The 12,250-nt window shown below is 35.2% G+C and carries 14 protein-coding genes; 1 reads left to right on the top strand and 13 read right to left on the bottom strand.

The features are described from left to right. Positions 1 to 10: 10 nt before the first annotated feature. From darH to flxA, 12 genes are read right to left on the bottom strand one after another with little or no spacing between them, the layout of a single operon-like run. Complete coding sequence (gene darH, locus UH7x_RS09070; RefSeq protein ID WP_482363406.1) at positions 11 to 1,018, bottom strand: BtrH-related acyltransferase DarH; 1,008 nt, start codon at positions 1,016 to 1,018, stop codon at positions 11 to 13. After that, positions 1,011 to 1,412: a flexirubin biosynthesis protein DarG gene (gene DarG, locus UH7x_RS09075; RefSeq protein ID WP_482363407.1), complete on the bottom strand. Its 402-nt coding sequence runs from the start codon at positions 1,410 to 1,412 to the stop codon at positions 1,011 to 1,013. Before DarG ends, darH begins: the two co-directional genes overlap by 8 nt. Beyond that, the gene (locus UH7x_RS09080; RefSeq protein ID WP_482363408.1) at positions 1,409 to 1,867 is read right to left on the bottom strand and encodes a hotdog family protein; all 459 of its coding nucleotides are present in this window, start codon (positions 1,865 to 1,867) and stop codon (positions 1,409 to 1,411) included. Before UH7x_RS09080 ends, DarG begins: the two co-directional genes overlap by 4 nt. 1 nt (position 1,868) lies before the next feature. Further along, the gene (locus UH7x_RS09085; protein WP_482363409.1) at positions 1,869 to 2,306 is read right to left on the bottom strand and encodes a hotdog family protein; all 438 of its coding nucleotides are present in this window, start codon (positions 2,304 to 2,306) and stop codon (positions 1,869 to 1,871) included. Further along, positions 2,307 to 3,440, bottom strand: a complete 1,134-nt coding sequence (darB, locus tag UH7x_RS09090) for a dialkylresorcinol biosynthesis protein DarB (RefSeq protein WP_482363410.1) — start codon at positions 3,438 to 3,440, stop codon at positions 2,307 to 2,309. Further along, positions 3,440 to 4,369 (bottom strand): dialkylresorcinol condensing enzyme DarA, encoded by a 930-nt coding sequence (locus UH7x_RS09095; protein WP_482363411.1) that lies wholly within the window; start codon positions 4,367 to 4,369, stop codon positions 3,440 to 3,442. The genes darB and UH7x_RS09095 overlap by 1 nt, the downstream gene beginning before the upstream one ends. Positions 4,370 to 4,371: 2 nt before the next feature. Continuing rightward, a complete protein-coding gene (locus UH7x_RS09100; RefSeq protein ID WP_482363412.1) occupies positions 4,372 to 5,253 on the bottom strand; it encodes an LpxL/LpxP family acyltransferase in 882 nt (293 codons plus the stop codon). Positions 5,254 to 5,272: 19 nt separating this feature from the next. Further along, positions 5,273 to 5,515 carry an acyl carrier protein gene (locus UH7x_RS09105; RefSeq protein ID WP_482363413.1) on the bottom strand — a complete coding sequence of 81 codons (243 nt, stop codon included), beginning with the start codon at positions 5,513 to 5,515 and terminating at the stop codon, positions 5,273 to 5,275. 6 nt (positions 5,516 to 5,521) lie between these two features. Further along, positions 5,522 to 6,739, bottom strand: a complete 1,218-nt coding sequence (locus UH7x_RS09110; protein WP_482363414.1) for a beta-ketoacyl-[acyl-carrier-protein] synthase family protein — start codon at positions 6,737 to 6,739, stop codon at positions 5,522 to 5,524. A 45-nt stretch (positions 6,740 to 6,784) separates the two neighbouring features. Then, positions 6,785 to 7,540 (bottom strand): flexirubin biosynthesis SDR family reductase FlxB, encoded by a 756-nt coding sequence (flxB, locus tag UH7x_RS09115; RefSeq protein WP_482363415.1) that lies wholly within the window; start codon positions 7,538 to 7,540, stop codon positions 6,785 to 6,787. Between the two features lie 11 nt (positions 7,541 to 7,551). Further along, positions 7,552 to 8,679, bottom strand: a complete 1,128-nt coding sequence (locus UH7x_RS09120; protein ID WP_482363416.1) for a WG repeat-containing protein — start codon at positions 8,677 to 8,679, stop codon at positions 7,552 to 7,554. Between the two features lie 11 nt (positions 8,680 to 8,690). Beyond that, positions 8,691 to 10,223, bottom strand: coding sequence for a flexirubin biosynthesis tyrosine ammonia-lyase FlxA (gene flxA, locus UH7x_RS09125; protein WP_482363417.1), 1,533 nt, complete (start codon positions 10,221 to 10,223; stop codon positions 8,691 to 8,693). 116 nt (positions 10,224 to 10,339) lie between these two features. Here flxA and UH7x_RS09130 point away from each other — a divergent pair, with 116 nt between their 5' ends. Beyond that, positions 10,340 to 11,581 (top strand): NAD(P)/FAD-dependent oxidoreductase, encoded by a 1,242-nt coding sequence (locus tag UH7x_RS09130; protein ID WP_482363418.1) that lies wholly within the window; start codon positions 10,340 to 10,342, stop codon positions 11,579 to 11,581. Between the two features lie 2 nt (positions 11,582 to 11,583). Here UH7x_RS09130 and UH7x_RS09135 read toward each other — a convergent pair whose 3' ends face one another. Continuing rightward, positions 11,584 to 12,180: a hypothetical protein gene (locus UH7x_RS09135; protein ID WP_482363419.1), complete on the bottom strand. Its 597-nt coding sequence runs from the start codon at positions 12,178 to 12,180 to the stop codon at positions 11,584 to 11,586. Positions 12,181 to 12,250: the final 70 nt, after the last annotated feature.

The raw sequence follows: 12,250 nt of genomic DNA on the forward strand, positions 1-12,250 counted from the left end.
CGAAAATCTTTTAAACCGCTTTCTTCAATTTTTTATAGAATGCTTCTTCTTTATTAGCAATGGCTTCTAGTTGGTTCGCTATTTTATTGTAACCATCAGCTTGCCCACTTCTATTCTTGTAAATACGCGATGCATCAACTGCAAAGTCGCGCCATTGGTCTCCAATTAGAGTCATTTCTTTTGACAGTTCAAAAAGTGCCGGATTGTCTAAAACTTTAGAAGCTTCTTGTAGAAAAGCACCGTAGATATATCGAAATCCACCTCCGCCAGTTCCTATTTCTTCTTGCATACGAACAATTTGACCTAAGTAATGGTTTGCTTTTTTAGGTCCAATTTTCTTAGGCCACTTTCGAATATTTTTCGCAACCCACCTAATGGCCTTAACACCAACCAAGGGTACTGGCGCAGTCATGTCTTTACAAGTCTGCTTAATGCCTTTGATAATTGCAGATTCGAGTTCTAATTTTTCAGGAAATTCTGTTGGGTAGTAGATATGACCCTTAGGGGCAAAAGCACCTTTGGCAAAGCGCACTTTTTCAAGTTCTTTTTCTGTTAAAGTGGTTACATCAGCCATAACAGGATCGCTAATGAGGTAGTTGCCATTTTCTTTTCCGTAGACAACCATATTGTGAGCATTAAAATGGAATCGATATTCCTCAGGAAAATAAGAGAGCTGATAAACACCAACTTGTACACCTACAGGATTGTTATTTTTTAGATTAATATCTAAACGTTCTTTAGCTGTCTTAGGATTTGAAAATTTTTCTCTTTTAATTTTCATTCCAACACGTTTTGCAAAACGGTTAAAAATGAGACCTGGCATTACCCGATAGGTGAATACCGGAGCGAAATTCACCTTTATAAAGGGTAAGTAGCTAAATAACAATCCGGATCCGATACCAAAAACCATTGGTTCGCTAATTTCAAAACCATTATGTCGCATGAGGTTGGAAACCACTCCGTTTTCACAATGAGCAGCTTGTTTATGTGAAAATTCGATTTTCAGATTGTCAGGCATCTATATTTTTTAGTTGGTCTATAGTAATTTCAAAAACATCAGCGTATTTCTGAAGTTTTTTCTTATTCAGTTTGTTAAAAACTGATGGTTTAAAGTGTCTTTTTACGCGCCATTTCCAAAAACCAACATAACTAGCTAATATTTGTAAATCCATTTTATGAACTTCCATATAATATTCAATCGGACTTGTTTTGTTTTCTAGAACACGCTTTTTTGCATCAGAAATTCGCTCTTCAATTATTTGAATAGCATTGTCAAGCGCAATAGTCTTTGGAGTCCAGCCGGTACTGAGTTCAGTGGTGTATTCGCCGTTTTCATCAACAGCATACACCATGTCTTTTATATTAGCAGATGCTAAATTGCTTTCGTCTTGTGGTACTTCGTCTTTTTTCATTTGACTTCATGAATCAAAAAATTCAAAGTACAATCTACAATTAAATCATCATTTCTAAAAGAAGAGCAGCTAATGGTGCATATACTTAGGTCTTCACTATCATATCGTGAAACGAGTTTCGCTTTACTAGTTAGTATTTCGCCTACTTTTGGTAATTGATGTATTGTTGCCTTTTTTATCGCACTAATATATCCTATTAAATTATTGCTAACACCTTCGTAGTCGTCTGTGTCATAATAACTCTGACCAACAATTGCAGAAGATGTTTGAGCGGCATTTTCAATAATTCCTGTTTCTGAAAAATAACCATCCTTAACAAAAAGGCAATCATCAGAAATAATGAATTCTGTTGTAACAGAGTCTTTATCAATAAAGGGCATGTTAGTAACCAAAAGGATTGGCGGCCGATGGGGCAGAAATTTTTTGATATCTATTTTGCCTTGTGGTCGTTCCATTTTATTTGGCTAATGCTGTTTTTATTTCTGCTTGTGCGATTAATTTTCCTTCACATTCAACGGTTGCAGATACTAATGTAACATCCATTATTTCATGCATGATAGTTACAGTGGTAGTTAGTTCTTTGTTTACCTCGGGGAGTTTAAAGATTTCTACTTTTTTAATAGCACCAATATAACCAACAGGGGCAGGGCGTTTATTTAGGTAATACGTATAGCCCTTATGTAATGCAATCGTTTGTGCCATATTTTCGATTAAGCCGGCCGCATGAAAGTAATTGTTTTTAGCAAATAAGTTTTCAGAGTCTATAGTAAAACCTGAAATAATTCTTTCTTCTGAAAAGTAGTGTAATGAATCTACCATGACAAAAGGTTTCTTTTGAGGGATTAAATTCCCTATAAAATCCTTGTCTATTAATGGCGTATTAATCAAATTCATTTAGCATACGGTTAAATATGCATAAGTATATGAAAAACGGGCGCTTTCTGGAACGTGACATAAAATCTTTTGACCTTTTTTTAGTTTTCCTGATGCAATTAAATCTTCAATCATAACATAAATTGATGCTGCGCCAATGTTACCAACTCTTTCTAGATTTAAAAACCATTTGTCCCAAGGGATTTCAACACCTTGCTCTTTTAGTTCTATATATAATTTCTCCTTAAAATAATTAGAAGAAATATGTGGTAAGTAATAGTCTATGTCATTAGTGGTAATGTTATTCTTTTTCATGGCGTCAATAAGACTATGAACACCTTTAACAAGAATATTGCCAGAGAGTAATTTTACATCTTGCTTCATTGCAAATAGCGATTTTTTGCCCCATTGATTCGAAGGGTATTCGCTCCAAGGCTTTAAATGTCCATTTTCCAATTTATCACCACCAGCATACATACAAGTTTCCATTTCAAAGGCGTATGAATAGCCTTCCATCCATTCAATTTTTAATGGTGTGTTACCTTTAGGTTCGCTTTCTAAAAGAACGGCACCTGATCCATCAGAAAGCATCCATCTTAAGAATTCCTTCTCAAATGCTAAAATCGGATTCTCTTCTAATTCTTTTAAATGGTCTACTTCATCTTCAAAAACATCAGAACGCATCCAAGAAGAAGTACGTTCAGAGCCCGTACAAACAGCGTTATTTTTCTGCCCTGTAGCTACTGAAAGATAACCGAATTTTAATGCATTCATACCAGAACAACAAGCACCAGAGGGTGAATTTATTTCCATGTTGCCATTTTTCAAAAAACCATGAACCATAGCAGCATGTGATGGTAGAATTTGATCTGGACTAGAAGTTCCACAAGACAGTAATTCAATATCCTTAGTTTTGAAATCATCATCACATAACAGCTCAACCGCTTCTTTAGTTAATTGTGCATTATTGTGTGTAACATCGCCATTTTTATCAATAGCGTAATAACGTGTCGCAATTTGGTTGTTTCGTAATACAATACGTCTAGCTTTTGATGTTTTACCGTCAATAGCTCCGAGTTTTTCTTCCATTTCATCATTTCCAACAGGTTCGTTGGGTAGAAATTTGGCTATTCTCGTTATGTATACTTCCTTCATTAATTTTCCTTTAATTCTACCGAAGAAAAGTAGGCTTTGTCCCTATTTCTCTTGGCACTCATGGGTAAATAAGTGAGCAAAAATACAATAAAAACTATAGGTGTAATTACCCATACAGCAAATTGCAAATAAAATTCAAAAATACGTGTCCATTTAATGCGTTCGGGCTGATTAACATCTCCTTTTTTAATAAGATAATTCGCCCATTTTGAAAAAATTGCATTTCCGCGTGCGTCAGTTTGAATTAAAAAAGGATTAATGTAAGCACCTTTTAAGGCAACCAATTTTTCTTGTAGAGTAGATAAATTTCCGGTATCTAAGGCTTCTTTTATTGGTGGGCCAAACCTTGTCGCTGCGGCAATATCTTTGGCTGATACTCCTGGCTTTGGAAAAATACCTAAATAGCGATCTTTTTTACCAGAGAACATCCAATGGGCTATTGTAATAACGCTAATATGATTAATATTTCTGTCTACTAAAGCTATGTGGCCAACTAAATTGGCTTCGGCAGATTTTAATAGTCGCTTTACCTTTTCCTGTGCTTGTAACCACATATTTCTGCAGGCTACAACAGTTATAACAGGAGTGTTTTTCAATAGGGTTTTGGCGTATTCTGATTTTAAAAATGAATTTATTGGAATTGATGGCGTTAAAAACCAAACCTGATAACCAAAGATAACTAAGTCGTATTTCTTATTTAAAATTTCTGCTTTAGGTGGTTGTATTTCACATGGAATTTGTAAAAAGGATTCGGGAAATACATCATAAAAATTTCGTTGTTTCCATGGGAACTCAAATTCAGGATTAGTCTCTATTTTGTAGAAAGTTACATTGGTGTCATCGTTTTTTAGAGATCCTGTAATGTTTTCTAAAATATCGAACAATTGCCCCGATTGGGTGTAGTAAATTACTAGTACTTCTTTTTTCATAATTAGCTATAATCTTCCCAGAAATCGTAATAATTAAACCATTGAATTGGATATTTTTCAAGTACCCATTCCATGCTTTCGGTATATTCTTTTAAAAGTGCTTGTGCATCTCTACCTCTAGCTTCAGCCTGTCTTGCATAAAGTTGATAGTTTCTTTTTTCTCCTTTCATTACATAAACGAAGAGAACAGGTACATTTAAGCGTGAGGCCAAACGAAAAGGTCCTAAAGGAAATTTTGCAGGGGCACCCATAAAATTTTCAGTTAGATATTTTGTACCTGGTAAGAAACGGTCACCAGTTATCACCACTAAACCACCTTTATCTAAAGCTGCATGTATTTCAAATATATGAGACATATCGTCTTTAACTAAGATGAGTTCTAAAGCAGTGTCCATGCTCATTTGAGCCAAATATTCTTGAATATTCTTTTGTTCAGCTTCGGTGGTAACCATGCTGATTTTGTTTATGGTGTATCTGTTTTCTAGAAAGTAATGCGATATTTCAAAATTTCCAACATGACCACTAATTAAAATACCACCTTGCTTTTTTTGCAAGAGGTTGTCTATTTTTTCGATACCATCGTGGGTGTATTTAAATACATCTCTAAAGCCTGTAGAAACTGTAACACGGTCGGAAAGTGTTTGTCCAAGTTTGTAGTAATTTTTGTAAATACTTGCAATACTCTTTAGCCACGAATACCCGAGTCTTTTTCTAAAGTATTGATAAATAGCTTTAGAGCCTCTCCATGAAAATAAAAAATAATATAAAACAATGAAATGAAGTAGGGCGTATGCGCCATTAACTCCAAAGGTTTTAAGAACGAAAATATAAATTTTATACCCTAAAAGATTTCCTCTAGATTTTCCTTCCCATTCATTAGCCATTTACACGAGGTATTGGTAATTAAGCAAGTTTTCGCTCAATCAAGTCATAAAAGTCTTGTAGTGTTTTAACAGTGACGAAATCTTCGCCTACTAATTTCACACCAAAATTGCTTTCAACTGCAACTACTAAGTCAACAAAGTCTAAACTGTCTAATTCTAAGGTGTCTTTAAGATCTGCCTCAGGTGCCATTTCTTCTTCATCAACTTCAAATTCGTCTACAAGAAAGTCGTTAATCTTTTCAACAATAACTTCTTTGGTCATTTTAGGCTAGCATTTTTTTATGATAAGCGCTGAGTTTGTCCCTCCAAACCCAAACGAATTGGACAAAAATACATCAATTTTTTTTTCTACCGTTTTACGAACGAGGTTTAATTTGGCCGAATCTTCATCTACATTTTCTAGATTGATATTTGGCGCAACAAATGAATGCTGCATCATTAACATAGAATAAATAACTTCACTAGCTCCTGCCATCCAGCACTCATGGCCAGTCATCGATTTTGTTGAACTCACTGGAGGGTTGCTTTTACCAAAAACTTCAAAGATAGCTTTGGCTTCATTTGCATCACCTACCGGAGTAGACGTAGCGTGGGCATTAACATAGTCAATTTTTGAAGCGTCTAAATTCGCATCAAATAGTGCTTTTTTCATTGCTCTAGACGGGCCTTCCACATTAGGTGTTGAAATATGTTCGCCATTTGAAGAAAAACCATATCCAACAACTTCTCCTAATATAGGAGCACCTCTTTTAATTGCTGATTCGTAGCTTTCTAAAATAACAGTAGCGCCACCGCCACTAGGTATTAATCCGTTTCTATCTCTATCAAAAGGTCTTGAAGCTTTCTCAGGGTTATCAGTATTAACAGCAAAAACTCCTAAGCCATCAAAACTAGCCATGGCAAAATGATTTATTTCTTGGGCACCACCAGCTATTATACAATCTTGCATTCCACTCTTAATTAAATGATAGGCCATGCCAATAGCATGTGACCCACTGGCGCAAGCTGCACTAATTGTAAAATTCACACCTTTTAATTTAAAAATAGTAGCGAGATTCATAGTCACTGTAGAATTCATGCCCTTAAAAATCGAGCCTGACCCAACTAACGTAGTATCGCCTTTTTCTTTAATAATGTCAATCGCTTCTACTGTAGATTTAGCAGTGCTATCATTACCATATAGAATACCGACTTCGTTTGAATCTAAAAAGTCTTGGTCAATTTTTGCATTTCCCAAAGCTTCATGAGTAGCCATAAACGCATACTGCGCTTCTTGGCCCATGCTTATTCTTTGTCTTCTAGAAAGAAGAGACTTTAAATTTGGTTCTGGAACCATACCAGTAAGTGGTGATCTATAACCGAAGTCAGCTCTTTCTTGGTCGAAAACAATACCCGATTTTCCGGCATATAAAGAATCTTTTACTTCATCTAGATTTTGACCGATGCAAGAATAAATGCCCATGCCTGTTATAACAACTCTCTTCATTATTTTTAAGGATTGAGGAACTGAAACTAAATTAAAGAAAAGTAATTAAGAATAAATACCTCCATTTATATTTATTACTTCACCAGTAATATAACTAGATTTATTTGATGCTAGAAAAGATACTAAATGAGCGACTTCTTCGGCAGTTCCAAATCTATTTGCAGGAATCATTTTTTTTAATTCTTTTTCGTCAAGTTCTGCGGTCATATCACTTTTAATAAAACCTGGTGCAACCGCATTTACAGTAACGTTTCTTTTGGCAACTTCTTGTGCAAGAGCTTTTGTAGCGCCTATTACTGCACCCTTAGCAGCGGAATAATTGGTCTGACCTGGAGTTCCTTTAAGACCTGAAACAGAAACCATATTAATAATACGGCCATATTTGTTGACGAGTAATTTTTGTATTAGGGCATTGGTAACGTTGTAAAAACCGTTGAGACTGGTGTCTATTACTTTAGACCAATCTTCTTTAGGCATCCACATAAAAAGACCATCTTTTGTGATACCTGCATTATTTACAAGTACTTCAATAATGGCGTTCTCGTTGTTTTCTAACCAAGATTCAAGAGTTGTCTTTACAGCATTAGTATCTACTACATTAAATTGCATTAGTACTCCAGTACCACCGGCTTCTTCAACAAGTTTTAAAGTTTCTTCTGCTGCATCCTTGTTGCTATTGTAGTTGATTATTAGTTTGTAGTCTAAATCTTTTGCTAATTGAATACAAACGGCACGACCTATGCCACGTGAACCACCAGTAACTAAGGCGTATTTATCTTTTTCTGCTTTCTTTTCTTTCATACTTAAAAAGGCTATTTAGCCGGTGCGAAATTTTCAGCATTTTTATACCACTTATCACCTAGTAGTTCACCCTTAGTGTTTATAAAACCCCAACCTTTTTTCGTTTTCACTCTAGCTAGACCATTGTTGAATCCTTTAAGGGCATTCTTTTGTAGAAAAGAAAAACCTGCTGAAATATCATATTCCATTGGAATAACTAATTTTCCAGATTTGTCGACAAATCCCCATAATTTTTCCTTTACAGGTGCAAGACCATCGGCAGAGAAAGTCTCTGCATCTTTATATTGGCAGTCAATTACAATTTCACCCTTCTCATTTATGTAACCCCATTTTTTGTTTTGCATTACAGGTGCTAATCCGTTTGAAAAACCTCTTACCTTTTCGAAACTAGGTTCGATAACCCATTCGCCTTTGTTGTTTACAAACCCTATGTGTTCACCTTTTTTAGCGTAGGTTAGTTTTGAGTCTGAAGTAAAATCCCAAATTTTTGTTGCTCCTGGTATTGCAGTATAATTGCCATCAGCCAAGACGCCAATTTCTGTACCTTTTTTTGCCCAAATACCATTTTCGCTAAACGCTCCTACAGCATCATATTCTGCAGGTACAACAATTTCACCTTTGGTGTTTATTAGTCCCCAGAGTTCTCCTTTTTTGTATTTCGCATGACCATCCCAAAACTTTTTGATTGTTTCAAATTTTGGTTCTAAGACAAACTTTCCATCAGTGCCTAATAAACCTACTTGTTCACCTTTTTTAAATAGCGCAACACCATCTTTAAAATCGTAATATTTTTCTGTTTCTTCAACTTCAAGTGCTTCACCAGAAGTATTAATGTATTGCCAAGAGTCATCTTTCAAAACCAATGCTAGGCCTGAATTAAAAGCATTAACTCTGTCGTATTCAGGTTGAATAGCCCATTTACCAGTTAAATCTATAAAACCCCATTTTTTGCCTTCTAAGGCTTCAGCTAGTCCGTTAGAAAAACTGCCAGCTTTTTTGAATTCAGTTTGTAAAACAGTTTTACCGGAAGTGTCTATGTAAGCAACCTTTCCGTCCTCAAAGACTAAAGAGATTTCTTGTGCACGAGAAATGCTAATACTTATTAGTAAACACAGAATGGAAATAAATTTCGTTTTCATAATATTTTATTTTAGTTGTTCTTATGATTAGTGATGTAATCCTTCACTTGGTTAACATAAGGGTACATAATTGTGTCTTCTTTAAAGGCAGGTACAATTTTTCGAACAGCATCGTACATGTTTTTTGTCTTGGTAGACACTACATCTTGTACTTGTAAATATTCAATTGCTTGTACGACTGTAATCATTTCAATAGCAACAACTTCAAATGCATTCTCAATAACTTTTTTTGTTATAAGCGCAGCATTTGTACCCATGCTAACAATATCTTGATTGTCATTATTATTAGGGATACTATGTACATACATTGGGTTGGATAGCATTTGGTTTTCAGCAGTAGTAGAAGTTGCTGTAAATTGGACTCCTTGCATGCCAAAGTTTAAACCTAAAGTTCCCAGGTTTACAAATGGAGGGAGTATGTCATTTAATTTTGAGTTTAGTAGGTAGTTAAGTTGTCTTTCGGCTAGCATACTCATTTTAGCAACAACTATTTTTAGCTTGTCCATTTCCAAAGAAATGTAGTCACCATGAAAATTGCCTCCGTGATATACATTCTTTTTGGCAACATTAACAATAGGGTTGTCATTTGCAGAATTCACTTCTTCAATTAAAACATGTTCTACTGCGTTTAAAGTATCTAGAACAGGGCCTAAAATCTGTGGAACACAACGTAACGAATAGTATTCTTGAACCTTTTCTTCAAAAACAGAAACGTTACCATTTGTATCGGTGTATAAGTGATGTTCACGTTTTCTGGTAAGTGAACTGTCTTTTAAGTGACTACGCATAGAACGAGCTATTTCTCGCTGACCATGATGTCTTTTTGTTTCGTTCAAGTCAGAAGAAAGGTGGTCGTCATACGCCTGTACAATTTCGTTAATTGCAGAAGAACAGCTTATTACCCATTCAAGTAATCGACGAGTGTAGATTGCATTTACAATACCTACTCCAGTCATTACAGAAGTTCCGTTTATTAAGCCAAGGCCTTCACGTAATTTCACTTCTATAGGTGTAATTGCTTCTATTTCGAAAACTTCTTTCGTAGGTCTTCTTAGGCCTTTGTAGAAAACTTCACCTTCACCAATTAAAACTAATGCTAAATGCGCTAATTGTACTAAATCACCACTAGCGCCAACTCCGCCATGTTCGTAAATAAGTGGTGTAATGTTTTTATTAATGAGCAAGGTCATTACTTCAATAACGGATGGGTGAACACCAGAGTTTCCAAGGCTGAGTGTATTTAGTCTTGCCAGCATTGCTGCTTTCACATATTTTGGAGCAATGGGGTTTCCAGAACCAGAAGCATGACTTCTAATAAGATTATATTGCAGTTGAATGGTCTGCGAATCTTTTATCTTGTATTGTGCCATTGGCCCGAAACCTGTATTGACACCGTAGATGATTTTGTTTTTTGAAAATTCCTTTAAGAAGTCAAAACTTTCTTGTACTGTTTGTATTACTTGGTCGTCAACGGAAATTTCTTCCTCATCAAAAATAATACTGTAAAAATCTGCTATTTCTAACTTTCCTTTAATTTGTGGCATCTATTGGTTGATTCTATCAGGTATATGCAATACCTTAGTCATGAAAAATAAAGTAAATCAATCGACAAATTTAAGATAATTGACGGATTGACGAAGCTTATCTTTTAAATATAAACATGTCTAAAAATATCGACGTTTTAATAATTGGTGCAGGACCTTCTGGTGCTGTTGCAGCAGCGTACCTGCATAATGAGGGATTTTCAATAAAAGTAGTAGAAAAAAATAGGTTTCCAAGATTTGTTATTGGTGAAAGTTTAATTCCGCGCTGTATGGATCATTTTGACGCAGTAGGTTTACTTGATTGTATTAAGAAAAAGAATTTTGAAATTAAAAAAGGAGCTCGTTTTATGCAAGGACCTATTGTGTGCGAATTTGATTTTAGTAAGAAGCATACGAAAGGTTGGGATTGGACATATCAGGTGCCTAGAGCCGAATTTGATAAAGCATTAACAGACGAGCTGCAAAGTAGAGGAGTTGATATTGATTTTGAAAAAGAAGTTATAGGTGTTGAGTTTGTTGATGATGTTTCACATACAACAATTAAAGATTTAGATGGCAACGAAACCATTGTTACCGCAAAATATATTATAGATTCAAGTGGTTTTGGCAGGGTTTTGCCAAGGCTGCTCGATTTGGATAAACCTTCGGATATAGGTAAACATTCATCAATTTTCACCCATGTAAAAGATGTTAACAGGCCTGAGGGTTGGGACGGTAATCGTATCACTTTTGATATTGTTAGTCAGTCTACTTGGTTATGGGTAATTCCATTTTCTAACGGAATTACAAGTATTGGTTATGTTGGGCCAACTGAATATTTAGAATCTTTTGAGGGTACAACGGAAGAAAGGCTTCGTGAGATGATGAAGCTTTCTGATTATTATGTAAATCGATTTGATGGTTTGCCTTATGAATTTGAACCTAGAATGATTAAAAATGTAGCTAAGTCGGTAAAGCAACTTTATGGTAAAGGGTATGTGTTAACCGGTAATAGTGCTGAATTTTTAGACCCTGTTTTTTCGTCGGGCGTAACTTTTGCAACAGAATCTGCTCATTTAGGTGCGCAATTAATCGCAAAGGAATTAAGAGGTAAGTCGGTAGATTGGGAGGTAGATTATACTCAGTACATTTTAGAAGGCGTTAATGTTTTTGGTACTTATGTAAAGGAATGGTATACTGGAAATCTTCAGAAAATATTCTTTAGTGAGTCTGAAAACCCTGTTATTAAAAGTCAAATTTGCGCTGTTTTAGCAGGCTATGTTTGGGATAAAAGCAATCCGTTTGTAAAAAATCATGCGCGTTTGGTTAAAACTGTGGCACACATTACGGATTTAGAAAAAGAGAATAGTAGAAGTTAATATTAAGTTTTTCTACAGAAGAATTTTGCTGACCATCTTCCAAGTTCACCATAAGCTGTAGTTACTTTTTCAAATTCGTCACCATCGGCTATGCCATGAATTTGTAATGGTTTAGTAGCATAGATAGGGTTGTCTAAATCGCTAGTATTGTAGATTTCAAAGGTTACTTCTAATTCGGCTTTTTGATGCCAAAGTACTATGTTTTTGCCAGGATGAATAAAATGAACCTTAACAATCATAAGATGTTGTGCCTCACGGTAATGTTTTGAAACAGTTACATGACGATCGGCTAACATAAAGTTGTTGAACTCTGTTATAAAAGTAGGTTCGTATCTGTTTGCTCTATTTTGGAACCATAAAGTTCGAAATTCTTCACCTGAGCCAGATTCTTTTTTTTCTCTTTTTGCTACTTGGGCTTTAAGATAATCTTCTTCAGAACCGTATTTATGTATTTCTAAGTTTTCGGGGTATTCAAAAACAATTTTGTATTGATTGATTTCGGCAAGATTTTCTAGAGCTCCTTTATCCGTTTCAAATTTTTGAGAGAAACTTGAATACGATATGATAAGCGCTAATAAAAAGTAGATGTGCTTGGTCATGGTACTTAGAATTAGTGGGGTTGCAATCTAATTCATTTTTGAAAAACACCCAAATAGAAAAACCCCAAAA

The organism is Aurantibacter sp. UH7, assembly GCF_056839165.1.

Excerpts from the sequence above, each read along its gene's own strand:
- darB (WP_482363410.1), bottom strand. The coding sequence starts at position 3,440 with ATGAAGGAAGTATACATAACGAGAATAGCCAAATTTCTACCCAACGAA.
- UH7x_RS09080 (WP_482363408.1), bottom strand. The coding sequence starts at position 1,867 with ATGGAACGACCACAAGGCAAAATAGATATCAAAAAATTTCTGCCCCAT.
- DarG (WP_482363407.1), bottom strand. The coding sequence starts at position 1,412 with ATGAAAAAAGACGAAGTACCACAAGACGAAAGCAATTTAGCATCTGCT.
- UH7x_RS09085 (WP_482363409.1), bottom strand. The coding sequence starts at position 2,306 with ATGAATTTGATTAATACGCCATTAATAGACAAGGATTTTATAGGGAAT.
- UH7x_RS09100 (WP_482363412.1), bottom strand. The coding sequence starts at position 5,253 with ATGGCTAATGAATGGGAAGGAAAATCTAGAGGAAATCTTTTAGGGTAT.
- UH7x_RS09135 (WP_482363419.1), bottom strand. The coding sequence starts at position 12,180 with ATGACCAAGCACATCTACTTTTTATTAGCGCTTATCATATCGTATTCA.
- darH (WP_482363406.1), bottom strand. The coding sequence starts at position 1,018 with ATGCCTGACAATCTGAAAATCGAATTTTCACATAAACAAGCTGCTCAT.
- UH7x_RS09130 (WP_482363418.1), top strand. The coding sequence starts at position 10,340 with ATGTCTAAAAATATCGACGTTTTAATAATTGGTGCAGGACCTTCTGGT.
- UH7x_RS09110 (WP_482363414.1), bottom strand. The coding sequence starts at position 6,739 with ATGAAGAGAGTTGTTATAACAGGCATGGGCATTTATTCTTGCATCGGT.
- UH7x_RS09120 (WP_482363416.1), bottom strand. The coding sequence starts at position 8,679 with ATGAAAACGAAATTTATTTCCATTCTGTGTTTACTAATAAGTATTAGC.
- flxB (WP_482363415.1), bottom strand. The coding sequence starts at position 7,540 with ATGAAAGAAAAGAAAGCAGAAAAAGATAAATACGCCTTAGTTACTGGT.
- UH7x_RS09095 (WP_482363411.1), bottom strand. The coding sequence starts at position 4,369 with ATGAAAAAAGAAGTACTAGTAATTTACTACACCCAATCGGGGCAATTG.
- UH7x_RS09105 (WP_482363413.1), bottom strand. The coding sequence starts at position 5,515 with ATGACCAAAGAAGTTATTGTTGAAAAGATTAACGACTTTCTTGTAGAC.
- flxA (WP_482363417.1), bottom strand. The coding sequence starts at position 10,223 with ATGCCACAAATTAAAGGAAAGTTAGAAATAGCAGATTTTTACAGTATT.